This is a genomic window from Paenibacillus cookii (genome assembly GCF_018333375.1).
Classification (GTDB): Bacteria; Bacillota; Bacilli; order Paenibacillales; family Paenibacillaceae; genus Paenibacillus_AQ; species Paenibacillus_AQ cookii.
The window spans coordinates 475,819-500,376 of record NZ_BORW01000001.1; the positions used below are offsets into that span (position 1 = coordinate 475,819).

General features: G+C 49.2%; 21 protein-coding genes. 3 read left to right on the forward strand and 18 right to left on the reverse strand.

The annotated features are described in order from the left end of the window. Nucleotides 1-4 precede the first annotated feature (4 nt). The 4 genes from KI367_RS02375 to spoVAC all read right to left on the reverse strand — a co-directional run bounded on the left by KI367_RS02375 (nucleotide 5) and on the right by spoVAC (nucleotide 3,156). On the reverse strand, nucleotides 5-961 hold the full coding sequence (locus tag KI367_RS02375) for an AAA family ATPase (protein ID WP_036715180.1): 957 nt from the start codon (nucleotides 959-961) through the stop codon (nucleotides 5-7). Nucleotides 962-1,293: 332 nt separating this feature from the next. After that, a complete protein-coding gene (gene spoVAE, locus KI367_RS02380) occupies nucleotides 1,294-1,644 on the reverse strand; it encodes a stage V sporulation protein AE (RefSeq protein WP_036715182.1) in 351 nt (116 codons plus the stop codon). A gap of 1 nt (nucleotide 1,645) precedes the next feature. After that, complete coding sequence (gene spoVAD, locus KI367_RS02385) at nucleotides 1,646-2,659, reverse strand: stage V sporulation protein AD (RefSeq protein ID WP_212947284.1); 1,014 nt, start codon at nucleotides 2,657-2,659, stop codon at nucleotides 1,646-1,648. Then, nucleotides 2,656-3,156, reverse strand: a complete 501-nt coding sequence (gene spoVAC, locus KI367_RS02390; RefSeq protein WP_036715183.1) for a stage V sporulation protein AC — start codon at nucleotides 3,154-3,156, stop codon at nucleotides 2,656-2,658. Before spoVAC ends, spoVAD begins: the two co-directional genes overlap by 4 nt. Nucleotides 3,157-3,637: 481 nt before the next feature. Between spoVAC and KI367_RS02395 the strand changes: the two genes are divergently transcribed. Further along, the gene (locus KI367_RS02395; RefSeq protein WP_212947285.1) at nucleotides 3,638-4,711 is read left to right on the forward strand and encodes a M42 family metallopeptidase; all 1,074 of its coding nucleotides are present in this window, start codon (nucleotides 3,638-3,640) and stop codon (nucleotides 4,709-4,711) included. Between the two features lie 188 nt (nucleotides 4,712-4,899). Then, nucleotides 4,900-5,253: a LytTR family transcriptional regulator DNA-binding domain-containing protein gene (locus KI367_RS02400; protein WP_036715185.1), complete on the forward strand. Its 354-nt coding sequence runs from the start codon at nucleotides 4,900-4,902 to the stop codon at nucleotides 5,251-5,253. Here KI367_RS02400 and KI367_RS02405 read toward each other — a convergent pair. The 14 genes from KI367_RS02405 to KI367_RS02470 all read right to left on the reverse strand — a co-directional run bounded on the left by KI367_RS02405 (nucleotide 5,160) and on the right by KI367_RS02470 (nucleotide 23,387). Continuing rightward, nucleotides 5,160-6,155, reverse strand: coding sequence for an SDR family NAD(P)-dependent oxidoreductase (locus KI367_RS02405; RefSeq protein WP_246536517.1), 996 nt, complete (start codon nucleotides 6,153-6,155; stop codon nucleotides 5,160-5,162). The genes KI367_RS02400 and KI367_RS02405 overlap by 94 nt on opposite strands. Nucleotides 6,156-6,346: 191 nt before the next feature. Then, nucleotides 6,347-7,315: an ABC transporter permease gene (locus KI367_RS02410; protein ID WP_212947287.1), complete on the reverse strand. Its 969-nt coding sequence runs from the start codon at nucleotides 7,313-7,315 to the stop codon at nucleotides 6,347-6,349. 276 nt (nucleotides 7,316-7,591) lie between these two features. Further along, nucleotides 7,592-8,566 carry a metallophosphoesterase family protein gene (locus KI367_RS02415; protein ID WP_212947289.1) on the reverse strand — a complete coding sequence of 325 codons (975 nt, stop codon included), beginning with the start codon at nucleotides 8,564-8,566 and terminating at the stop codon, nucleotides 7,592-7,594. Between the two features lie 235 nt (nucleotides 8,567-8,801). Next, nucleotides 8,802-8,978 (reverse strand): hypothetical protein, encoded by a 177-nt coding sequence (locus KI367_RS02420; RefSeq protein ID WP_212947291.1) that lies wholly within the window; start codon nucleotides 8,976-8,978, stop codon nucleotides 8,802-8,804. Nucleotides 8,979-9,394: 416 nt separating this feature from the next. Continuing rightward, a complete protein-coding gene (locus KI367_RS02425) occupies nucleotides 9,395-10,648 on the reverse strand; it encodes an extracellular solute-binding protein (RefSeq protein WP_052147424.1) in 1,254 nt (417 codons plus the stop codon). Nucleotides 10,649-10,666: 18 nt separating this feature from the next. After that, the gene (locus tag KI367_RS02430) at nucleotides 10,667-12,217 is read right to left on the reverse strand and encodes a response regulator transcription factor (RefSeq protein WP_212947295.1); all 1,551 of its coding nucleotides are present in this window, start codon (nucleotides 12,215-12,217) and stop codon (nucleotides 10,667-10,669) included. After that, nucleotides 12,214-13,995 (reverse strand): cache domain-containing sensor histidine kinase, encoded by a 1,782-nt coding sequence (locus KI367_RS02435; RefSeq protein ID WP_212947296.1) that lies wholly within the window; start codon nucleotides 13,993-13,995, stop codon nucleotides 12,214-12,216. Before KI367_RS02435 ends, KI367_RS02430 begins: the two co-directional genes overlap by 4 nt. A gap of 350 nt (nucleotides 13,996-14,345) precedes the next feature. After that, nucleotides 14,346-16,133, reverse strand: a complete 1,788-nt coding sequence (locus tag KI367_RS02440) for a glycoside hydrolase family 66 protein (RefSeq protein ID WP_212947298.1) — start codon at nucleotides 16,131-16,133, stop codon at nucleotides 14,346-14,348. 30 nt (nucleotides 16,134-16,163) lie between these two features. Beyond that, nucleotides 16,164-16,997 (reverse strand): carbohydrate ABC transporter permease, encoded by an 834-nt coding sequence (locus tag KI367_RS02445; RefSeq protein ID WP_036715280.1) that lies wholly within the window; start codon nucleotides 16,995-16,997, stop codon nucleotides 16,164-16,166. Between the two features lie 12 nt (nucleotides 16,998-17,009). Further along, nucleotides 17,010-17,969 carry a carbohydrate ABC transporter permease gene (locus KI367_RS02450; protein ID WP_081992821.1) on the reverse strand — a complete coding sequence of 320 codons (960 nt, stop codon included), beginning with the start codon at nucleotides 17,967-17,969 and terminating at the stop codon, nucleotides 17,010-17,012. An 84-nt stretch (nucleotides 17,970-18,053) separates the two neighbouring features. Next, nucleotides 18,054-19,361, reverse strand: a complete 1,308-nt coding sequence (locus KI367_RS02455; protein WP_212947300.1) for an extracellular solute-binding protein — start codon at nucleotides 19,359-19,361, stop codon at nucleotides 18,054-18,056. A 405-nt stretch (nucleotides 19,362-19,766) separates the two neighbouring features. Continuing rightward, a complete protein-coding gene (locus tag KI367_RS02460) occupies nucleotides 19,767-21,446 on the reverse strand; it encodes a glycoside hydrolase family 13 protein (RefSeq protein WP_036715302.1) in 1,680 nt (559 codons plus the stop codon). Nucleotides 21,447-21,598: 152 nt separating this feature from the next. Next, nucleotides 21,599-22,327 carry a ThuA domain-containing protein gene (locus KI367_RS02465; RefSeq protein ID WP_036715286.1) on the reverse strand — a complete coding sequence of 243 codons (729 nt, stop codon included), beginning with the start codon at nucleotides 22,325-22,327 and terminating at the stop codon, nucleotides 21,599-21,601. Further along, the gene (locus tag KI367_RS02470; protein ID WP_055107213.1) at nucleotides 22,320-23,387 is read right to left on the reverse strand and encodes a Gfo/Idh/MocA family protein; all 1,068 of its coding nucleotides are present in this window, start codon (nucleotides 23,385-23,387) and stop codon (nucleotides 22,320-22,322) included. The genes KI367_RS02465 and KI367_RS02470 overlap by 8 nt, the downstream gene beginning before the upstream one ends. A 176-nt stretch (nucleotides 23,388-23,563) precedes the next feature. On the opposite strand from KI367_RS02470, the gene KI367_RS02475 reads away from it, so the two are divergent. Beyond that, nucleotides 23,564-24,421, forward strand: coding sequence for an AraC family transcriptional regulator (locus KI367_RS02475; protein WP_246536541.1), 858 nt, complete (start codon nucleotides 23,564-23,566; stop codon nucleotides 24,419-24,421). Nucleotides 24,422-24,558 lie beyond the last annotated feature (137 nt).

The following is a 24,558-nucleotide window of genomic DNA, read 5'->3' on the forward strand; positions in this document are numbered from 1 at the left end:
CCGATCAGCGCTCCAAAGCCACAGGCACATGAACCTGCTGCAAAATCTGTTTCACGACCGATTCCGCGCTGACGTGATCGAGGCGGGATTCCGGACGCAGGATGATGCGGTGGGAAAGGACGAAAGGCGAAAGCACCTTGATGTCATCGGGCAGCACGAAATCCCTTTGCTGGATGAATGCATAGGCTTTGCCCGCCATCATCAGGGACAACGAAGCGCGCGGGCTGGCGCCCAGCATGACGGAAGGATGCTTGCGGGTCGCGCGGACGATGTTCAGGAGATAGTCGGCAACGGCTTCGTCGATGAACACGTTCCGGACTTCCTTCTGAAGCTCCGCGATGGCGTCCATGCGGGTTACCGGCTGCAATTGGTCGACGGGCTGCCCCTGCTTATGCTTCAGGAGAAGGTTTCGCTCTGTCGCCGCATCCGGGTAGCCCAGGCTGATTTTCATCATGAACCGGTCGAGCTGCGCCTCCGGCAGCATGTATGTTCCTTCAAAATCGATCGGGTTTTGGGTCGCGCACAGCATAAACGGTTTGGGAAGTTCGTACGTTTCTCCGTCCACCGTCACGTTCCGTTCTTCCATGACTTCAAGCAGGGCCGACTGCGTTTTTGTCGTCGCGCGGTTGATTTCGTCGGCGAGCAAAATGTTCGTCATGACCGGCCCCGGACGGAAAAAGAACCTCTCTTCGCGGGGATGGAATACCGATACGCCGGTAATGTCGCTCGGGAGAATATCGGGATTGCACTGCACCCGTCGGTAATCGCCGCTCATGGATCTGGCCAGCGCCTTGATCATTTGGGTTTTGCCCGTTCCCGGGACGTCTTCAATCAGGATATGCCCTTCTGCCAGGAGAGCAGTAAGCAAGAGCTGGATTTCAAAGGCTTTGCCTAAGATGCAGGATTCAAGGTTCGTTCTTAAGGCTGCAATGGTTTGCAGGGATTCGCTGCTTACGGGCATAGATCCGTGCCTCCTTATTTCGTTCGTTATCGTTGGATTAAGGGAATGATCGTTCATCGAATATTGCTAAATCTTGAGATAAGAAGCATATATCTTACATTGTACATGATCCTTTCCCGAAATGTATATTGTGCAGGACTCCTAAATTCGTCGTATACCTCGACATTCCCCTTCCCCCGGGCCTAAGAACGCATCAAGAAACAAAAAATCCCGGCTCGCCCAAATCGCTCCCCTGCTCCTATCGCGCAACACAAGAAAGGCTCGCCCTGCAGTTCGAACGCTGCTAGGGAGAGCCCTTTGCCGTTGCTGTTGAGTTTTGAAAAACACGGCGGTTATCCGCGCGGACGGACGATCAAGGCTGCCAAAAACGAGAAAATGATCGCGGCCGATATCCCGGCGCTTGTCACCTCGAAAATCCCGGTCACGATCCCGACCCAGCCGTCCCTTTGCAGCTCCGACAGCGCGCCGTGCACAAGCGAGCTTCCAAAGCTCGTAATCGGAACCGACGCTCCGGCGCCGGCGAATTTGACCAGAGGGTCGTACAGGCCGAACCCGTCCGCGACCGCCCCGGCCACCACCAGCGTGCTCATCGTGTGCGCCGGCGTCAGCTTGAACGCGTCCATCATGATTTGCCCGATGACGCAAATTAATCCCCCGATGATAAATGCCCATAAAAATTGCATGTCAATCCTCCATTTCCAGCGCCACGGCATGGGCGATGCAAGGAATGCTTTCTCCCTGCTGGTAGGACAGCGGGGACAGCAGCGCTCCCGTCGCCACGACGAGCACCTTTTTAAGTTCTTTATTGGCCATTTTTTTCAGCAGATGTCCGTAAGCGACGACGGCGGAACAGCCGCAGCCGCTGCCCCCGGCCCTCACGTAAGTCTGGTTTTGACGGTCGTATACCATCAGGCCGCAATCGCCGAACTCCGTCTCATCCATGGGGACGCCCGCTTTTTGCAAAAGCTCCTTGGCGATCGGCAGGCCTACGGATGCAAGGTCCCCGGTAACGATCAGGTCGTAATGTCCCGGCGTCAATCCGGTATCCCGAAAATGGGCTTCGATCGTGTCCGCTGCCGCCGGCGCCATCGCCGCCCCCATGTTGAACGGGTCTTTGACTCCCAAATCCATGACCCTGCCGATGGTTGCCCTGGCGATGACCGGTCCGTTCCCGCTTTTGCCGACGATGCCGCAGCCGGAGCCCGTCACGGTATATTGCGCGGTGGGCGGTTTTTGCGACCCGTATTCCGTGGGGTAGCGGAACTGTTTCTCCGCCGTGCAGTTATGGCTTGTCGTTCCGGCCAGCACCCGTTCGGCAGCCCCGGAATCGACGAGCAGCGCCGCAAGCGCCAAACTTTCCATCGAGGTGGAGCAGGCTCCGAACACGCCCAAATAAGGAGCTCCGAGCGTCCTTGCCGCAAACGTGCTGCTGATGATCTGGTTCATCAGGTCGCCGCCGATGAAAAACTGGATTTGCTCCTTCGTCAGCCCCGCCTTGACGACGGCCAGCTGGGAGGCCTGCTCCAGCAGCTTTCGTTCGGCTTTTTCCCACGTTTTTTCGTTGATTTCGAGATTATCGTAAATATAGTCAAAATCGGAGGCCAGCGGTCCCTGGCCTTCTTCGGGGCCTACCACCGTCGCGCTTGCAAGGATGCGGGGTTTCGCCTGAAACTCCCAAGTCTGACCCTTGAGCTTCATTGGTGATGCACTCCCTCCAGCCCGAAAATGGCGTATACCAGCCCCACAAAAAATGCGGCGACGGTGCCGAACACGATGACGGATCCGGCCAGCTTGAACATATTGGCGCCTACGCCGAGGACGTATCCTTCGGCTTTGTGTTCCAAGGCGGCGGAGCACATCGAGTTGGCGAATCCCGTAACGGGAACCGCGGTCCCCGCCCCGGCGACCTGGGCGATTTTGTCATACACCCCGCAGCTCGTCAGGATCACGGAAATTATGATCAGCACCGCGACCGTCGGACTTGCCGCTTCCTTCGTCGACATGTCGAACAAAGCCATAAAAGCCTGCTGAATCGCTTGTCCGAGCAAACAGATGCCCCCGCCGATCAGAAAAGCCAAAATGCAATTTTTGAATATGCTCCGCTTCGGCTCGTGTTTTTGCGCTATGCTTTTGTAATCTTGGCTCGAAAGGTTGTCCAGCGAAAATTTGGCGCCTTTTTTAGTGCTCGCAGGCAAATGCGATACCCCCTCTTCCTCTTTTTCGGGCTCACGGAAAAATACGCGGTCCGGCTGTGTCGGAATGCCCTCGATGTGGCTTATTATTTGTCATGCGAAGGATAGTTATGTATTTTGCGCAAATGCTTCCTGACGGCGAACAGCCGCCTCGCAAGCTTCACGGGCAGCCGTTTACGCCAAAAGCTTCATTCCGCCAAAGCGGCAATCAGAAACACATCAAAACGATGACAAGCAAAATAAGAAGTACGCAAACAAGGATGACCGCTTTGTTCATCTGTATGAACTCCATGGCACGATGCTCCCTTCTGCACCTGATCAGGGCGTTCATCTATATCTATCGTATTCGGGAAAAAGCGGGAGGTGCTTCACCGCGGCAACATGGACAATCCGCTTCGCGGAGTTCATACTATAAAAATGGGAAGTACATAAGAAATGAGGATGGCATCCATCCGGATAGCAAAGCGCAAAGGAGATCAAAAGCATGGACCAAAAAACGATGGACTTATTCCGCAAGCTGACGGAATTTCCGGCCGCTTCGGGCTTCGAAAAAGAACTTCGGGCATACATCAAGGATTTGATGGCCCCGTATACGCAGGAATTCGTTCAAGACCGTCTCGGCAGCTTGTTCGGCGTGCTCCGCGGCGACGAGCAGGGACCGAAGGTGATGGTGGCAGGCCATTTTGACGAAGTCGGCTTCATGGTAACGGGCATTACCGACGCCGGGATGATCCGTTTCCAGCCGCTGGGGGGATGGTGGAGCCAGGCCGTATTGGCCCAGCGTCTGCAGATCATGACGCCAAACGGACCCGTGATCGGCGTCGTCGGCTCGATTCCGACGCATCTGCTGGACGAATCGCAGCGCAGCAAGCCGGTGGACATCAAAGCGATGTACATCGACGTGGGCGCGGACAACCGCGAGGATGCGGAATCGTTCGGCATCCGTCCCGGGCAGCAAATCGTGCCGATTTGCGAATTCACCCCGCTTTCCAATCCGAAAAAAATCATGGCCAAAGCGTGGGATAACCGTTACGGCGTAGGCCTTGCCGTCGAGCTGCTGGAGGCGCTGCACAAGGAAAAGCTTCCGAACACGCTATATTGCGGCGCGACGGTACAGGAAGAGCTTGGACTGCGCGGTGCGCGGACGTCCGCCAACCTGATCCAGCCCGACATCTTTTTCGCTCTTGACGCAAGCGCCGCCAATGACATGACAGGGGACAAAAGCGCCTTCGGCCACATCGGGCAAGGTGTGCTTCTTCGCATTTTCGACCCGTCGATGCTGACGCACCGCGGCCTGGTCGAATACGTCCAGGATACCGCCGACACCCATAAGATCAAATACCAGTATTTCGTGTCGCAGGGGGGCACCGACGCCGGGCAGGTCCATTTGAGCGGCATCGGCGTGCCGTCGACCGTCATCGGCATCTGCTCCCGGTACATCCATACGTCGTCCTCGATCATCCACACCGACGATTACGACGCGGCGAAGGAGCTTTTGATCAAACTGGTGAAGGGCCTTGACCGCACGACGTTAAATACGATTTTGGAAAACGCGTAGTATCGCCAAAGAAACCGTCCGATCGATTCGTTACGAACGAAGGACGGTTTTTTGTTTGGCATCGGCCGATTTTGTCCAAGCTTACAAAAAAAATCATAAAATTCACAAAAAAATAGCATACACCGCCCAAAAATATGATAAAATGAAAGCGCTAACAGCTATCATCTTCTAAAGGGGGCTTTTGCAAGATGAACCAAAACGATAAGGTGATTACCGAATATTACGATTTCGATCCGGTCACCGACGCCTTTTTCTTCAAAACCGGCGCACAGGAGCAGGTTATTTTCCACGGCAGGAACTACATCATAAAAAAAAGACTGTCCTCCGCAGAACTCGCTTCGCTCAAATCCCAGCCCAATTTCGTCCGCGCCGCCTCAAACCTCTACGTCAATGTGAACAAAATTACAAATATCGACGGCACTACGCTGCATTTCCGGGACGAATTCGCCTACCCGCGCACGATTACGGTTTCCCGGCGGATTTTGGACCAAATCAAACGCCGCATGCCAAGCGCTCCCGACATCGCGTTGCCCAAGCAATGAACCCGGGTCCGGTTTCGTGAAGCGCCAAACGGCAGCCCCCCCAACCGGGAGACTGCCGTTTTTTCATGAACGGATGATGTCAATTGACCCGGAAAGGTTCCACTTTCCGATATCCCCACGAGCTTTTTCCGTCCTCCGGCATACCCGGCAGGATCAGTCCCCCGTCGATCCGGATCGTGATTCCCGTAATATAGGAAGCCTGCTCGGAGTTCAAGCCAAAGCGCCGCCTGGCCGATATCCTCCGGCATGCCGATCCGGCCGAGCGGAACGAGGGAGCCCATTTGGTCTACGGAAGGTTCCGGGTCCCGAACGAGGATGCCGCCGGGAGCAATGCAATTGACCCGGATGCGGTACGGCGACAGATCCAGCGCGACGGATTCGGTCGCCCGCTTGAGCGCCGCTTTGATCCCTCCGTATACGGCGTCTCCGGGATACGCCCGTTCGGCGTGCGTCGATAGGATGTTGACGATGTTTCCTCCGCGTCCGGCCGCGATCATATGCTTCGAAACTTCCCGCATAAGCAGCATCGGGGCACGGAAGTTCAGCCGCATCGTATAATCCAGATGTTCCAGCGGCAGTTCCGTAATCGAAGCGTACATCCCGACGCCCGCGTTATTGATCAGGCAGTCGATTTGCCCCATCGTGCGCACCGCTTCCGCCGCCGTTTCCACCGCTTCGTCCGCTTCCGTCAAATCGCCTTCGCGCACGATGCACGCCCGGCCGGATAATTTTTCGATTTCCTCCGCGGTCTGTTCGGCCATGGCGTCATCCCGGTAATGGGTGATCATGATTTCGTATCCCGCTTGCGCCAAAGCAAGCGCGATGCCGCGCCCGATGCCCCGGCTGCCCCCCGTAACGAGGGCCGTTTTTTTGGCCGTCTTTGCCTGATCGTGATGCTCCATGATTTACGCCTCCTTCTCGTGCTTCAATATCAAGACCGATGTTTAGAATACACGTTAGCGTGATCCAAGGATGCTCTATACTGATCAAAACGCATGAAGAAGAAAAAGTCAAACCTGGATATTTCATCGAATTCAAGGCGGGCGAAAAGCCGGTCCGGGCGAGCCTCCCGCCGCCCAAACCGGCTTTTCCTTTATTTTGCCATGCTTTTTTTGCCCGTCGCCCGCACTCGCGGATCCACCAACGTATACAGCATGTCCGCCGCCCAGTTGGCTAAAACGACAACCCCCGAAACGATCATGATGATCGCGATCAAAACGGGGAAGTTGCGCTTCAAGGCGGAGGTGACCATCAACGTGCCCAGGCCCGGCCAATTGAACACGTTCTCGACGATGGCCGATCCGCTGATCAGGACGGGAATATCAAGCGCAATGAGCGTGATGACGGGTATGAGCGCATTTTTGAGCGCATGGACGTAGATGACTCTTCGCTCCGAGGCTCCTTTCGCCCGCGCCGTCATCAGAAAACCGTCATCCAACACCTCCATCATGCCGTCGCGGACAAACTTCAAATAATAAGCGAGCATGCCGATCGCCAAGGTAGCCACGGGAAGAATCATGTGCTGGATCAAATCCCATAACTCTCCCTCTTTGGAAGGCGTGTGCATGCCGCTCGGGGGCAGCCATAAAAGCTGCATCGAAAAAATCTGCTGCAGCCAATAACCGAGCACGAAGCCGGGAACGCTGAATCCGATCACGCTTAAAAACAATGCCGTTCTGTCCGAAACTCCGTATGGTTTGGTGCTGTTATGTATTCCCCACGGGATGGCGACCAAAAGCGTAAGGAGCCATGCGATGCCCAAAAGGAAAAAGCTGTTTTTGGCATTCCACCAAATGTAATCGCCGATCGGAACAAAGTTATAGTCGACGCCCAGATACCCTTTTGCAAGTCCCTTCAACCAGCGAAAATACTGCTCGTAAAGCGGCAGGTCCAGCCCATGAAGATGCTTCTGCTCATCCACCCACTTATATTGCTCTTCGGTCATGCCGATGCTCGCCCAGGGATTTCCCGGCATGAGATGCATGAGGACGAACGCAACCGATGAAACGGCAAACAGCACGACAACGGATTGCGCCGTCCGAAAAAGGATGTACTTCCACATACGGGGTGCCTTCAAGCTCCTTTCCTCTGAAAAGTCACTCTATCAACTTCCACATATTAGTAGGATACACCAAGATCACGCAAACCTAAAGACAAAGTTCTGCAGAAACCGGCGGCTTTTGCGGCAGCGGCTGCGTGACCGGAGTAAGTCGGGTCAGCAGTCGGATGCGCGACAAAAGGCGGCGGACATTCAAATTCCGCGCGCCTTTTTTTGATGTGCTTACCCTCCGGGGACTCGGAGCAGGCAACTAAAAAACGGCATCCATAAAGTCCGTTATTACGACGATTTAACCTCTTTTCCTTCGGGTTGATGCTCCGGCTGCTCGTATACGACGGTCCCGTCGTTTTGGCGGATCCAGGTCGCAAAATCCCTTTCCCCCGCTTTCAATTGAATGACCCGGGCCCCCGTCGGGAAATGGTCCTTCCGTTCGCCGCCCACGTAGCTGACGTATTTGGTCGCCCTGCCGTAACAAAGCCGGATGCCGTGCAGCGTGCCGCAAAAATCGTTGGCATGGTCATGCCCGACGAAAGTGCCCATCACGTCGCCCATTTCGAGCATCGCCGCAAACATCCCCGAATTGAACCGCGGGGCGGAGCAGGTGCCGTCCAAACGATGCCCGTAGCATACTTCCGTTTCCCATACCTCGTTGTACTCAGGCAGCGGAATATGGAAAAATGCGAGCGCAGGCAGCGGCTTCCCGCCGTTTTGCCCGGTTAACGCCTTCGATTCCGATACGTACCAATCGATCTGGTCCCTGCGGATCCAATCGTACCCGCCGAACGGGGAATAATCGCCGCTGTCGAGAAAATAAAGCGCAGCTCCCGCTTCGCCGCGGTCGTTCATGACGGTTAACGTAAAGTTTCCCGCCCCGTTGATCCCCGGCGGATCTTCCTTGGCGACGCAGTATTGGTGCTCCAGCTGCAGCCGGTGCATCTCGGCCCGGGCGACGATCCCTTCCGAATCATGGTTGCCGAATACCGCGGCCCACGGAATGCCGCTGTTTTCGGCGACGGCTACGGCTTTGCGGAACGACGCCATCGGGTCTTTCGTCCTTGCGCTCGCGATGACGTCTCCGGTGAACACGATCAAATCGGGCTGCTCCTCCCGGATGACCATCTCCATCAAGCTTTTTGTTTCCGCATCCAGTTTGGGGGAATCGGGATCGACGTCATATTCGTCGATAAACTCGACGTCCGTAAATTGCACGATGACAAACGTGCCGTCCTCGCGGAATTTCAAGTTTTTGTCCATCTTGCGGCCAGCCTCCGTTCCTGCTATGGATTTATGCGGCATGTTTTATGCCGGTTGCGCCTTGCCTTCGTTTCTTCATATCGGTGCTTTCCAGCCGATCAAGGACGGCCGCGCCTTCGTGCTCGCGGATCAAAGCAGCATCCGTTCATCCGGTATATTGCTGCGGCAGACGGTCTGGAGATCGGTTCGGAAAGCGGCTCCAAAATCGCTTCGGCGCCACCTCCATGATAAGGCATCAGAGGGACGAACATCCAGCCCATACTCGGCGTTTTTTCCATGTTCCGTCAAAAATATTCTGCCGGGCCAAGATCAGCTGCCTTTCCCTCGGCAAGTCCCAGTTGACTTCGCGGTATCCCATGCCCGTTTTGTTCGAGCCGTTCAGAAAATACCAATCCGGCACGTTAAGGTACACGCCGCTTCCCCTGCACCATTTGTAAAAATCGGTGATCGCCCTGTCAAAGCCAGCTTCCGAAAGACAAGATCAATTTCGAAGCCGACCTCGGCGCATTGGTCGATGGCCGCCCGCACTTCCTCCGCCCTGTCGCTCATGACGTGCATGAAAATCGGATTGTCTTCGACCCAAGGGGCCAAAACGCGGTACATCCTTTTTTTGAGCAAGCCCCTTGCGCTCAAGGTCCGTGCTGTCATGAACCAGCTCAAACGTCCGGAACGTGTCGAACGCCTCGCCGGCCGGCAGGGTAACTCCGGGTCCAAGCAGCGGCGGGACAGTGGAAGATCATTTCCCCAAAAAATATCTGCCTCAAATCGCTTGAGGCAGATATTTGGCTAACCTTTTAGAGTTTTGTGTAAACTTCCAATGAAGATTGCTTATCGCTCCAGAACGATATCTATTTCAGACGCAGCTTTAGTCAGTCCTTCTTCTGCCGATAATTCTCCTTGAAAAATGCGGGTCATATAAGAAGTATAAATTTCATCAATTTGGCTCCAAGCTTTAACGGGCGGTCTTAAAAAACTATTGTTCAATGCCTCTTCATAAGGACGAATGATGGATCCCAGCGCTGCGTTTTTTACTTTCGCCTCTCGGTTTGTTGGAATTAGCCCGGTTTGCGCCATGATTTCCTGAGATGGTTTACTCGTCATAAATTTCATGAACTCCCAAGCCTCTTCAGGTTGTTTAGCCCCCTTAGGAATGACTAAATCTTCACCACCGACGATTGAGGACGGACCAAATTCATGTGGAAAAGGAACTGCTATCGTTGAATTTAAGGCCCTACTCAGTTCATCCCCCTGAAAAACACTATAAAACCATGGACCTTCATCAGTGACGAGAATATTTCCTGATTTGACTCCTTCCCAGTTATCGCCGCCGCCATTGACAACAGTTCTATCGATTAGTTGCTCTTGATACAAAGAGACTAACTCCTCAACCGCATGAACGGTTGCTTTACTGTTAAGGTAGCCTGTAGCCTGCTTATATTGGTCATCAGTCATTTTGCCGCCCAGCGCATAAATACAAGGGAGGGTCTTCCATGTATCCAAACCGCCGAGACCGATCATATACCGTTCTTTCCTTGCCAGCTTAATAACTTCTTCAAACCTTTCCGGAGGAGAAGACAAACCAGCTTGTGTCAAAAGAGAACGGTTATATATTGCGACTTTAGTATTAATGTTAACCGGAAGCGAATAATTGAACCCCTCATAATATCCCACCAAACCTGCGCTCGATTGAAGCAGGCTTACTACGGATTCAAAATCATGGAAACCGTTCAATGGGGTGAGCAAACCGCTTTGGGAAAACTCCGGGACCCACGCGACATCCATACGTACCACATCAGGAGAGCGGTTGGCGGAGGCCTTGGCGATTAGAGTGTATTTGAGTTCAATGTTATTTGCATGTCTTACCGGATGTACCCGTATCCCCGGATTTTGTTTCTCAAAGGCAGGAATGAGCTCTTGTTCAAGGAGATGAGTTTCTTCATCACTGTAAGTGTGCCAAAACTCAATGGTACGGGTCTGAGGATTGTTTAGCTTTTCGACAGCTTCAGGGTCCGTGATGATCGAATTTCGGTTGCAAGCAGTCAACATCACGATGATGACAAAAAAACAAAGGAACCGCTTCATCCCCAAACCACTCCCTTTTTATACTTTCCGATCATGCTTATCCCTGTATTCCACAGGCGTCATTTGCGTTATTTTCTTAAACAGTCTGCTAAAATACTTCACGTCATTGAATCCCGATTTCTCAGCTACTTCGTAGATTTTATACTCCTTCATCAAAAGCAATCGTTTCGCTTCATGTAATCGCAGGTCGATGACATAGTCAATGAAATTTTGTCCCGTGTGTTTCTTGAATAAATTTGAAAAATAGCTTTTGCTGACATGAATAAAATCGGCAACTTCCTGCAATGTTAATTCATCTGTAAAACGGGATTTAATATAATCAATAGCATTATTAATTAATTGCCCGCCTTGTCCACGATCAGTGGAAACAAGAAAACCCGGATGTTTCATTTCGTCGACCAGCCCGTTGATCGTCTCGATTAATCCATCCAAGGTTTCCGAATGTAAAATGCGATCCCGGGTATCCGCCAGCAGTTTTGCGTCTCCGAAGGAATAAGCTAGAGCGCACAACAACTCGTAAGCTTCATTCTTCACTTGGTCGGGTGGATTCTTGCTCTTTTTCCAGCGGGAAACGAAGCACTCCAATACGGTGGCTGTATCCCTTGCTTCACGGATCATATCCAAAATACGGTGCAGTGGAATGGATTCCGGAGAGGGTTTAAAAGTATAAGAAGTCGAATCCTTCCACTTGAACGATTTTCCCGCCCCTTCATAAAACCGCCGGACGCTGGCTTCCCGGCTTTTTTTGAGCCCTCTTTCAAGCCATTCATCTGCTTGTTCCACGCAAAATCCCAACGTGATACTGACGTGAAGGTCACTCTCGATGCGAGATTTTAGTTGTTCAAGGATAAGTTCTGTATCTCCTTCTTGCGGAAAGATCATAAATATTCCCTCACCTGCAAGAATGGGAGCGCTCCCCTGCGGGATTTGGTCATAAAAACAAGCCTGTATTTCTTCATAAATGATACTGATATGAAGCTTTCCGTACAGCTCTTGCCATTCTTCAAGTCCGTCCAATACTCCGAAGGCACATACATAAGCTTCTGTTGTTTCTCCAAAAATATCAGTAAACCTCATTTTCGCCTGCTCCGTAACGAGCCATCGGATAATTTCCTGTTCCAGCCGTTTTCTCTCCAATTTATGCACATGTTCCGAATATATTTGCCGCTCTACGACTTGTTGCCTCTGCTTTTGAAGCATCACCTTACAACGGTCCAGCACTATGATCAGTTCTCCGGCTTCCAACGAAGGTTTTAGTAAATAGTCTACCGCTCCATATTTCATGCCTTCTCTGACATAATCAAACTCGTTATAGCTGCTGATCAGAACGACTTTCATATCCGGATTTACCTGCAATGCCTTCTGTGTAAGCTGAAGACCATCCATGAGAGGCATTTTAATATCCGTAATCAAAATATCGATCGGCTTTGTTTGAATCAACTCCAGCGCTTCCACCCCGTTTGCACAATCCCCTTCCAACTGAAGTCCATGCAGTTCCCAATCGATAAAACCTTTCAGTCCTTTTCGGATTATGGGTTCATCATCAACGATCAGCACACGATCTGTCATTTTCCAACCTCCTTCGGGAAACGAATCAAAATCAAGATTTTCGTTCCTTTCCCCACTTCGCTGTCAACGGTCATTGTTGAGCCGTCATCATAATACAGCCGCAAAGTGTCCGAAATATGCATCAGTCCGATTCCCATTCTCTTTTGTCCGCTAGCCGATGTCAGTTGTTTTAACTGATCTCGACTCATACCAGCTCCATTGTCTTCAATCGTTATCCATAATTCCCCTGGCTTTACGATAGAGGAAATCTTAATGTTTCCCCCTCGGTTCAAAGGAACGAATCCATGGAAAACCGCATTTTCCACAAGTGGTTGTAGCAGCATACGTGGAATTTTGAAATGTTTGGATTCAGGCTCTATGTTCAAAACCAGTTCATATTTACAATCATAACGCATCTCTAAAATGACCAAGTACTTCTCGATGATCTCCAACTCTTCCGAAAGGGTGATCAGTTGGCCGTTTTTGCCCATATTGGCTTGCAAGAGACGGGTTAATGCAGCCAGGCCTTCATCGGCCCGGTTATTTTCCCCGGAACGGATCAGCCAACGTAATGTACTTAACGTATTATAAAGAAAATGAGGATGAATCCGGTAGGTGACGGCTTTAATTTCAGCCTCCATTTTTTGTCTTTCTTCCTCTCCTACCCTCGTCATCAATAGCTCTATTTCATCAAGCATTTTGTTGAAGTGCCTGCTCATAAGTCCAAATTCATCAGTAGCTTTCACTTGGGTGCGAACCTTCAAATCCCCTTGTTGAACTTTTCTCATTCCGATGGTCAATTGTTTAATCGGATTGGTTACCCATTTCGCGATGATTAAACCAATGATGACGGCAATCAAGGCAAAACCCGAGGATGTTAATAAAATGCGACTATGAAGTTTGTCCAGCGCCCCGGTAATTTCTGATGCCGGAACTGTACCCACCAATATCCACCCGTTGCTTAACAACTGCTTGACTCCGTAATAATGAGTATTCTTCATTGTTATTTCAAATTCCGCAGCATCTTTTAACACAATTTGTTCGTAAAGCTCCCGGCTAGAAACAACTTGTCCGACTTTGGACAAATCGGGATCAATCACGATTTTCCCATGCCGATTAACGACCATAAAGCTTCCCGTCTCACCTAATTTCACTTGACTGATCGTATCAATGATTGACTTCCCGTTTAAATTCACTAGTAATATTCCGATTTGATCCAAAGATTGAAAATCTTTCATGGCTCGGCTGATCGGAAGAACCAGGTCGGTGTTTTCTCCCCCGCCACTAAAGGGGTCTCTACGTAAGCCCAACCAAACCAGTTCCCCGTCCTTCTCTCTAGATTCCTTCACCCACTCCAAGCTGCTAAAATCCATTCGCTTTAGTTTTACGGATGAGAATGTACCGCTACCCCAACCAAGACTGCCGTCTTTCACGATATTTATGCTTCTCACAAAGGAACTCGAGAACACGACATTATTTAGTCGAGCCGCCATGTCCCGACTCAAATCTACTTGGGTACCGAGAGAGCTGCTTTTAAAGTGGTTGACGGATTGTTGGATATTTAAGTCGCTATAGATCAAATCCGATGTATCGCTACCCACATTAAGAATCGACGATAAGGAATCAGCCGTTTGCTTAGTCAATTGTATAGCCGAAGCCCGAACATTTTTCTTTACCAAGGCGGATGATTCCAGATAAAAGGAAAATCCAGATAAAATAGTCGGAATAAGGATGATGAACAAAAACGCCAATATCATTTTGGTAGCGAATCGGTTCTTCATTCGATTAAAAAATGACATTTGCTGCTCATCTCCCTAGTTTGTTTCATAGACATATATAATCAATGCTTTAAGTGACGCAACCCAATCGGATTGCACCACATTTCTCCATTATTGATTATAATACCAATCCGCTCAACAATCATTGCCATTTCCTGACGGGGGGCTTCGGGTAACCGAATCTCCCGACGCTTCCATTTCATGGAGTAAAAATTAATCGTACGAAAGTGAAACGAGCGAAATTTCATAGGCGCTCACACCTGTACTGTCTATTGTTATGTCGTATATTCAGCAAACGCTTTCATATAGTACGGAAAACCAAAACGAGCGAGCTTAGAATCCCGCCTCATTTTGGTATCTTTTCTAGCGTGTTATTTATACGATATTTTGATTAAATCCCAGTATTTTAACTTTGGCAGCTCAATAGCGACTTGGCCGTCCTTTTGTTCAAACGCCAATTCAACAGGCGACCCTCCATAGTAGTCCGGGGAAGCAAACATAATCCGATCCACTTCTCCGCTTGTTCGAACTGCAACTTTCACATTTTGGCGCTCGGTAGGTTCGGTCTGTTCTCCGGCGGAATCATTCCAATCCATCGTTGCCGCATCTGTGAAGTTAATGAAATGAATAATATCATCGCCATCCCTCTGCTTGGCAAAGGACCATACTTTACCTTGATCGGCAGATGCAGAAATTTGTACGTCGCCTGTTCCCTCAACTGTGGTCTTGGATTCCTCCAATCCGCCTCGCAGAATATTCTGATAAGCTACAAGGAAATCGTAATAATGAATTAATTGCTTCTCAAGCTCAACCGGAATTTTCAAATTCTTGTTTGGAAAATATTCTTTAGCCAACATGTTCTCCCCAAGCTCGAGGTGGGATCCGCCGGAAGCAAAAATAACCGCATCGGTCAGTAGGACCCCCGGAGTATTAAACTCCCCCGGAGCGTTGGCCAGATCATAATTCATATAGGCGGCCAATACCGTATTTAACCGTTGTTTGCTATATTTCGTGTTCTGATCGATAATTTCTTTCAGGTTTTTATACTTCGGATGACCATCCCATACTTCCGTATACAGAAAATCCAGAGGTGCGTTAGGGGCCAAAAAGGCTTGACCGTACTGCCCGACCGCATTCATGACGTAGTATACATCTAATTGTTCCTTAGCTTTTTTCAAAAAGGAAACGTATCCTTCAGGCAGTTTGACACTTTCTCCCTGCGCATTCCAAAGACCTCCACGGTCCCCTAACTGGTCTACATGCCACCCGTCAAAGGGCAGATGCTCAAAAACTTCGGCTTCCTTCGAGATCAAATAATTCTGCCATTCCGTGTTCGATGGATCATATAGCATAATGTCACTGGCCCATCCTTCCGGAAGTGGATGTTTATCCTGATTTGTCGCGCTTGGATCTTTAAAGAGCCCCCACTCCCGTTTGACTCCGTCCTTCTCCGCGTCTTCATATGCTCCGAAGATCAGGTTGTAATTCATTGCTTTCATGTTGCGGGCGTGGACCAGATCGATATAACCTTTCACCGTATTGAAAGCAACCGGGCGGTTTGCGATATCCTCCCAGCTTTTTGCCGGTTGGCCTCCATCCATCTTAATCGGCGTCTGATGCTTATATTGCCAATCATAAAATTGCACCCCGTTGATATGGAATCGGTTCAGACGTTCAATGACCGCTGCCATCTCATCTTGGCTCATTTCATGAAAATCCGCCAAATACCCGTACCGAGGGAATTTAGTCCAATCGGAGGAAACATCCACTGCGATATTAAGATGATCCTTTGCCTCTCCATTTTGGATCGAGAAAATCTCGGCCATATAGCCCTTTCCGTCCTCTTTCGGAGGAGTCCAAGTCCAATCCAGCTTTTCGCCAGAACCTTTCAATACCTGTTCTTCGATCACTTTCTCCAGATGGCGGTACTGGACTCTAACCTCCGCATCACTAACGCTTTCCTTAAAATAAAGCGTAAAGTTTACTTGTTCTCCAGGCTCATAGGCCGCCTTATCCGTTGCGACTCGGTCCATCATTGACTCACCCGTCACCTCTTCCGCTTTTAACAATTGCTTTTTATTGCAGCCTGCAATCAAGACCGTCAAACAACTTAATATTACAAGTGAAGTTCTCCCCAACTCCCAAAATTTCTTTACCATATCGCTACTTCTCCCATCTTCGTTAATGAACTAACCTTTTACACCGCCTTCATTAAATCCGCCTTGTACGAACTTCTTCTGGAAAACAACGTAAAGAAACACGGTTGGAATCAGCGCAATGATTGAAGCCGCAAACACCCAGCCGTAGTTGGTTGCGTATTTATCGTTAAACATAAGCAAAGCGATCGGCAGTGTTCTCATCGCCTCGTCTTTAATAATGACAAGTGCCGTAAAATATTCCTCCCACGTGCCTTGGAAGGACAATACCGCTAAAGTTCCGATCGCCGGAAGGGATTGCGGCAAATAAATATTCCAGAAAATCCGCCAATTACCGCCCCCGTCTATGAGGACGGACTCCTCATATTCCTTGGGGATGCTTTGGAAAAAACCTCGGAGGAAGAACGTACTCCCGACTACTCCGCCCCCAATATAAATCAGCCATAGCCCCCAGTAGGTGCTTACCAGTCCAAGGTTTTTGATAATAAGAAACTGCGGGATAATATTAATGACACCCGGGATCATCGTCGTCAACAAGAATACGCGGAAAAGCAGTTCCTTGCCCGGAAACTGAAATCTGGCGAATCCGTAGGCCGTTAAGCATCCCAGCAGCATACTGCCGACCATGGATACGACCGTCACAAGCGAACTGTTCAGGAAGTAACGGGCAAAATTATTTTTGTTCCAAACAAGAAAATAGTTGTCCAGATTGGGGACCACCGAGAAAATTTCTTTCGGTCGTGGCAGTGAATACGCACTCTTGATAAAACTAGTCAAGATCATATATACAAAGGGAAACAGAAACGCTAGCGCCCCCATAATAATGACGGCATATACGAGGAGTTGAAGATACCATTTTGTTTTCATCGTCCGCCCCTCCTACAACATTTTCTGATTGCCGAATTTCTTCATCTGGGTGTACGTCACCAAAAATACGGTGATTCCCATCATGACGGCAACAGCGGAAGCATATCCGAAGTTAAAATTTTTGAACGCCTGCATGTACATCAAGCTTGGAAGCGTCTGGGTCTGGTCCATCGGCCCTCCTCTGGTGATGAAATACACCTGCGGGAAGAAGTTAAAGGCCCCGTTAACCAGATTTATGATCACAAACGCGGTTACCGGCGCGAGCATGGGCACCGTAATGCTCCAAAACTGTTTGATTCCGCTCGCACCGTCGATTTGGGCGGCCTCATAATATTCTTTCGATATCCCCTGAAGACCCGCCAAATATATGACAACCCCCCAACCAACAGTCTTCCAGATATGGAACAGCCAAATAACGATCATGGCCGTCCAGTAATTTGACAAAAAATTGACCGGCTCCGGGAAAATGCCGAGAACCTTATAAAAAATGAAGTTGATAAGGCCGTACTCCCCGCCTGCAAACAAAAATCTGAACAAAAATGCAACGACAATCCAGGACGTAATAATTGGTAAATAATACACGGTTCTGAACACAAGTTTGTATTTTACAAAGTGAAGATTGATCAATACAGCAAATACGATCGCCAACAGCCAATTAATCGGCACGGTAACGATCACGTTCAGAATGGTGTTGCGAATTGCCATCAATACCTTGTTGTTGGGGTCAGTAAAAGCCGAAATATAATTTTCGAATCCGACAAAGGGATTCTCCGCATTTGGCATGATACTGTAGTCCTGAAAGCTGATAATGATATTTCGGATCATAGGGTAAACGACAAATACCGCCGTTCCGAGCACCCCCAAAAAAATAAAAGGCAAAACCGCCATCCATTGTTTAAAGCCTTTTTTCATCCGAGTTGCCGCTGGCGGTTTATTTCCAGTTTGCGGTTGGCTGGCCAATGGAATTGACATCTTCACCACTCCTTTTCCTTCCGGTTAAAGATGCGTCGCCTGATGATATCATCAGGCGAAGCTCCCTTATAACTCTTGTTTCAATTATTTATTAAGAATAGCCTCGATATTTTTTGCAGCTTCATCCAGGGCGGCTTTCGGTTCCGATTCGCCGCGTACCGCTTTTTCGATCGCCAGGTTTACGATCGTCTCCATTTCACCATACTGCGGAATCGGTGGCCGTGGGAGAGCCTTTTCCAACTGCTTCACGTATTCCGCCACGTATGGTTCTTTCAAAACAGATGGATCGTTTGCAGCCTTTTGATTTGTCGGAATCAATCCGGCTTTGGCCAACATTTTTTGGGGTTCTTCCGTAGTCAACCACTTGGCAAATGTCCAAGCTTCTGCCGGGTGTTTAGAATTTGCGAAAATAACTAAGTTCTCACCACCGACAACCGAACGACTGCCCCCAGGGCCTTCAGGAATTTGCGTCCATATCGTATCCTCGATGTTAAAGTTTGCATTCTCTTCATTCATCAATGTGCTAAAGAACCAGGGACCATCATCAATCATGAAATATTCATTGTTTTTCAATCCGTCCCATACTCCCGGTTCGCCGCCAAGCATGGTAGGGATAATCAACCCTTCTTTGCCCCACTGTACAATTGTCTCAAGTGCCTTCACGCTTTCAGGGCCATTTAAATAGCCTTCAACTTTGGTATAATCCTCGTTTGTCAAAACCCCGCCAAGGCTCCAAAAGTAAGGCGACACTCCCCATACATGCGCTCCCGAGATACCAATTGCGCCTTTGGCTCCTTTCTCCATCGCCTTTTTGGAAGCCGAAACAAACTCATCCATCGTTTTTGGCGCTTCTGTAAGCCCTATTTTCTCCAAAAGCGTCTTATTATAAATCGCGATCTTTGTGTTCGTATTCAAAGGAACACCATAGTAACCGCTGTCAAAATGGTTTGTTTCCATCGGCGCATCAAATACGCTGGACTTCACTTCCTCAAACCCTTCCATTTTGCTGACGTCTTGCAGTGCGCCCATTTTCGCGAATTCAGGAACCCAGATAATATCCATTCTCATCAGATCCGGCGCGGCATCACCGGCCACACCCGCAATAACTTGCTCTTTCAACCCTTCATAAGGCATTCGGGTCAAATTCACCTTGATCTCAGGATGCTCTTCTTCGAATTTCGGAACTACCTCTTCCATCAGCACTTTTTCTTCCTGTTCCCCGTAGGTATGCCAGTATTCGATTGTTACTTGCTTTTGGCCGCTGTTTCCGGAGCCCGTCTTGTCTGATTTACTGTTCGAAGCCGAGCCGCCGTTACTTCCGCCACAAGCTGACAATGATATTGCCAAAACAGCCGCCATAACACCAAAAGATATCTTTTTGTGCAACTTCATTACTATGAAACCCCCTTGTGCAATTTAACTTACTCTTTTATTATGAGGCGGAACTCCATGGCGAGTAACCGTTTACATTTAGCTCAAGGTGAACAATATTGCGAAGTTAGAGTTTCCAAATATACCCAATTCAAAAAAGGTGCATTATATTTTGATGGAATCTCAAAATAATGCACCTTTAGCAACTTTTATTTACCAACTACTTAGGGCTTGCTGAACGCTTCTTTAACAGGGATTCGGAAATAGGCGCCCGCGAGATAGTATCGTAAAATGAAGCAAAAAAGATCACGTAGCCTGCGCTCCCAATGCCGTTCCGCTGAGCCGGATGCCATGCTAATTACAGAAAGCCTGATTCTCGCGTGTGCGGTAGATCTGATTGGACGACAGAAGGGGCAGCCCCTTCTTTTATACCAATCTATATACTCTCGCTTCATAAGGTCTGAGGTTCCACTCACTGATCGGTCTTTCAGTCACGTTTTCGTAATTGGAAATGATTAATTGACTTCCACTACGATATTCCTCCAGCTTTTCCGGAAGCGTGAATTCCGCCTCCCTGTCAGAGAAATTGAGAATCACGATCCATTTTTCGTTTCGCCAAGTTCGGGTATAAGCATAAATTTGCTCATGCTCTTCAGCCACGATGTCATAATCGCCATAGATCATAATCGGATGCTGCTTGCGCAATTGGATCAATTTTTTGTAGTAATGAAAAATGGAATCCTTATCCCGAAGCGCATCCTCGACATTAATCTCCTTAAAGTTGGGATTTACTCCGATCCAAGGCTCTCCTGTCGTGAATCCGGCGTGTTTGCTTTCGTTCCATTGCATCGGAGTTCTTGCGTTATCCCGGGATTTTGCATAGATCGCGGCCATCGCTTGCTCCACCGGCATGCCCCCGTCATGAACCGCCTCTTTAAAGAAATTTAGCGTCTCGATATCCCGGTATTGGTCGATATTATCGAATTTCACGTTCGTCATGCCAATTTCCTCGCCCTGAAAAATGTAAGGCGTGCCCTGAAGGGTGTGAAGGAACGTGGCCAGAAGCTTGGCCGACTCTTTCCGGTATACCGTGTCGTCGCCAAAACGGGACACCATACGAGGTTGGTCGTGGTTGTTCAGATAAAGGCTGTTCCAGCCTCTGCCGTTCAGTCCGTACTGCCATTTGTTCGTAACGGCTTTCAAGTCGGCCAGCTTCCACTTGGTGAAGTTCCACTTCCCGCCTTCCCCGGCGTCGATATCCATCGTCTCGAAATGAAATACCATGTTTAATTCCTTGTTAGCCGGATCCGTATAGCGCGCAGCCAGCTCCGGCGTCACTCCCGGCATCTCCCCGACGGTCATGACGTCGTATTTGGACAATACCTCTTCGTTCATTTCTTTCAGATATTGCTCCAACCTCGGCCCGCAGAGGAAAAACTCGCCTCCCCAAGCATATTTGTCATCCCCAGCGCTCGGCAGACCTTCCGCTTTTGAAATACAATTGATCACGTCCATGCGGAATCCGTCGATCCCCTTCTCTAACCAGAAAGTCATCATATCGTATACCGCACGCCGAAGCCTTGGATTTTCCCAATTCAAATCCGGCTGCTTCTTCGAAAACAGATGCAGGTAGTATTCATCCGTCACCTCGTCATATTGCCATGCTGAGCCGCCGAAGAAAGATACCCAATTGTTCGGTTCGGAACCGTCCCCTTTCCCGGGTTTCCAAATATAAAAATCACGGTAAGGATTATCTTTGGATTTTTTGGATTCCTGAAACCAGGAATGCTCGTCAGAGGAATGATTGACTACGAGGTCCATAATCAACCGAATACCGCGTTCATGAAGGCCGTGGAGCAGCTCCTCCCAATCGTCCATTGTGCCGAATTCATCCATAATATCCTGATAATCGCTGATGTCGTATCCATTATCGTCGTTCGGAGATTTATAGACCGGACTCAACCACACGATGCCTACTCCGAGCTCCTTCAAATAATCTAATTTGCTGATGATCCCCCGCAAATCTCCGATCCCGTCTCCGTTGCTGTCCATGAAGCTACGGGGATAAATCTGATAAACGACTTCTTCTTGCCAAAAAGCGCCCATTTTCACCTAAATTCCTCCCAATACCGCATATAAATAAACGTTTCAAATTCATCTTAAAAAATCTCTCTTTCATGTACAACATTCTATAATCTCCAAAACATCAAAAAGGAGAGCGTTGACATATTCGCCCTCCTGTGATAACTGCCTTTAAATTAACGAACTGTCTCCAGAGGCGCCACGCGCCCGTAAGAGAATTTGGCAAGTTCACTCTTCGCCGCCCAGCGCACGCTGTTGGCAATCACCTGAAGCACCTCGGGGTGGTGGTATACGGGGAATGTTTCATGTCCCGGCCTGAAGTAGAAAATATGACCCTGCCCTCTTTTGTAACAACAACCGCTGCGGAACACTTCACCGCCTTCGAACCACGAAATAAAGATCAATTCGTCCGGGGCCGGGATCTCAAAACGTTCCCCGTACATTTCTTCCTTCGGAATTTCGATATACTCGCCAAGGCCCTTCGCGATTGGATGGCCGGGCTCGATAATCCAGATTCTTTCCTTTTCTCCGTCATCCCGCCATTTCAGCGCTCCCGTGTTCGTGCCCATAAGAGCTTGGAATATTTTTGAACCGTGTCCCGAGTGAAGGACGATCAGACCCATTCCGCACAGCACTCGTTGGCGCACTTTTTCTACGATCTCATCGCTCACCTCGTCGTGAGCCAAATGCCCCCACCAAATCAGCACGTCGGTTCTATCCAACACCTCATCGGTCAGTCCGTGTTCCGGCTCATCGAGCACGGCGGTTCCTGCCTCCAATCCGTCCTGGCCGTTCAGATAGTTCGCAATGGCCCTATGAATGCCCTCCGGATAAATCGCTTTCACTTGTTCACTTTGTTTTTCATGTCGGTATTCGTTCCATACGGTTACATTGATGTTAGACATGATGAAACACCTCCTGTTTGATATGAATCCATCGTTGTTCCGTAAATGATTCGATAATAGAGTCAAGGGTAAGCTGATTCATATAACCGTCTTCCATATCGGCGTCACACCCATCCCCTTTTCCTTGGACAAGGTTGATAAAAGACTGCATCTGATCAGTTCGGAAGGATTCAGGAATTTCCGCTTTCCGGAATCCGCGGTCTCCCTCTTCGGAAAAATGGACGTAAAGAGTGTCTTCCTCTTCGAGATTGTACACAAGTGCTCCGCGGGTACCGTAAATCTCCAGCTGTTGGTAGTTCCCCCGCCCGTAAGCGAATCTTGAAATGGACATGGCTCCCGAAGCACCTCCCTTAAGGCGCATCAGCACATGACAGAAGTCGTCGACGTCGACCTCCCCCTTACCGTCTCCGGAAATGAGGCCGCGTTCCTTGATAATCGTATCCGCATCGGCAATCACCCGTTCTGCATCGCCGATGAGAAAACGCTGAAGATCGAGAATATGCGAGCCCAAGTCTCCCAGCGCCCCCGATCCCGACAGCTCTTTGCGGAATCTCCAGACCAGCGGAATGCTTTCGTCCAGTCCCCAGCTTTGCAGGTATTGGCTGTACACGTGTTTAATATCGCCTAATTTGCCCTGGTCAATCATCCATTTTGCATATCTCACCGCCGCTTTGTAACGGTAACTGAAGCAAACCATATGCGGCAGGTAATCGTTCGCCAGCATATCCCTCAGCATACGCGCCTCCCGCGTATCCAGCGACACCGGCTTTTCAAGGGCAAAAGGCTTACGCCGCTTTATCGCCTCACAGGCGATCGCATAATGATTGTGATTTGGCGTACCGATCGTCACTGCGTCGAGTTCGGGATTCTCCAGCAATTCCGTAACACTCAGATATCTTCGCGTTTCCGGGATGCCGAGTTCTTCGCCCCTTCTTGCCAGCGCTTCTTCATTGCAATCGCAAATCGACCATACGTCGGCATCCTCGCTGGACAATATGCCCCCAATATGCATGTCCGCGATACCGCCCAAGCCGATCACACCGATTTTCAGCTTTTCCATTTCATCGCCCCATCCCTGTTAACATCGTTTTAATCACAACCCCAGTATAGAGTGTGATAGAATGGACGGAAATGGCGGAAAGATACCCTTTTTGTACAAAAGCGACTTTTATAAATTGATCTGGGAGGATAATCATGCTTGCTATTAATGTGGAAGTAATGCCGAAGATCAAATTGATGGGGTTCGTTTCCTATAAACAGCCTTGGATTCACTTTAAGAGAACGACGCACGAATGGGTTCTCTATTTCATCAAATGCGGTGAGCTTCATCTCCGGGAAAACGGTGTCGACTATATCCTGAAGAAGGGGGATCTCCTTGTCCTGGAGCCAAATTTGGAGCACGAAGGCATAGATAAGCACGTTTGCGACTATTACTATGTTCATTTTGAGCATTCGGACATGAAAGCGGTGGAGGTGAAAGATATCCTTCCCTTAGCCAGACACGTCATTCTGGAAGAAGAAGCCTATCAGGCCGGCCAGGACAATTCTATTTGTCATTTCCCAAAAAACTATTCTTTGTCGAAAAAAGACCTGTCTTTTTCCTTTCTTGCGATGAATGAAATACTGGGGCTGTACAGGCGCAAATATTTCAACCGCGGATTGACCGCTCTAAAATTTACCGAATGGCTGATCAAGGTCTCCAGGAAATACTTTATCGATACGCTTCAAACGCATGAGGGAGGCAATACCAAATCGTTCATTAAAGTCCACGCCTTGCTTGACTACATCCATGAGCACTATACCGAAAAAATAACCAGCACGGACATCGAGCAAGAATTTGAATGCAATTATGATTACATCAACCGGGTATTCACCAAATGGACTGGCCGGAGCATTATGCGTTATGTAAACCGGATTCGAATCGATCATGCGAAGGAATTAATCGAAGCGACCCATTTAAGCTTTAATGAAATTGGCTATTTGTCCGGGCTGGACGATCCGTATTACTTTAGCAAGGTATTTAAGAAGTATGAGGGACTTTCGCCCAGTCAATATTATAAAAAAGTTCGGGAACGAGGAGAATCCGGGCAATAGCTCAGACTCATTTCCCGACTTTTTTGATCAATGTTGATTCACTCCCTTGGTTTCGTCTTTGTCTTACAAAGCAATATTTTAATTTTGGAGAATAATGCAAAAAAAGACTTCGCAAGTCGAAGTCAACGTATCGGAAG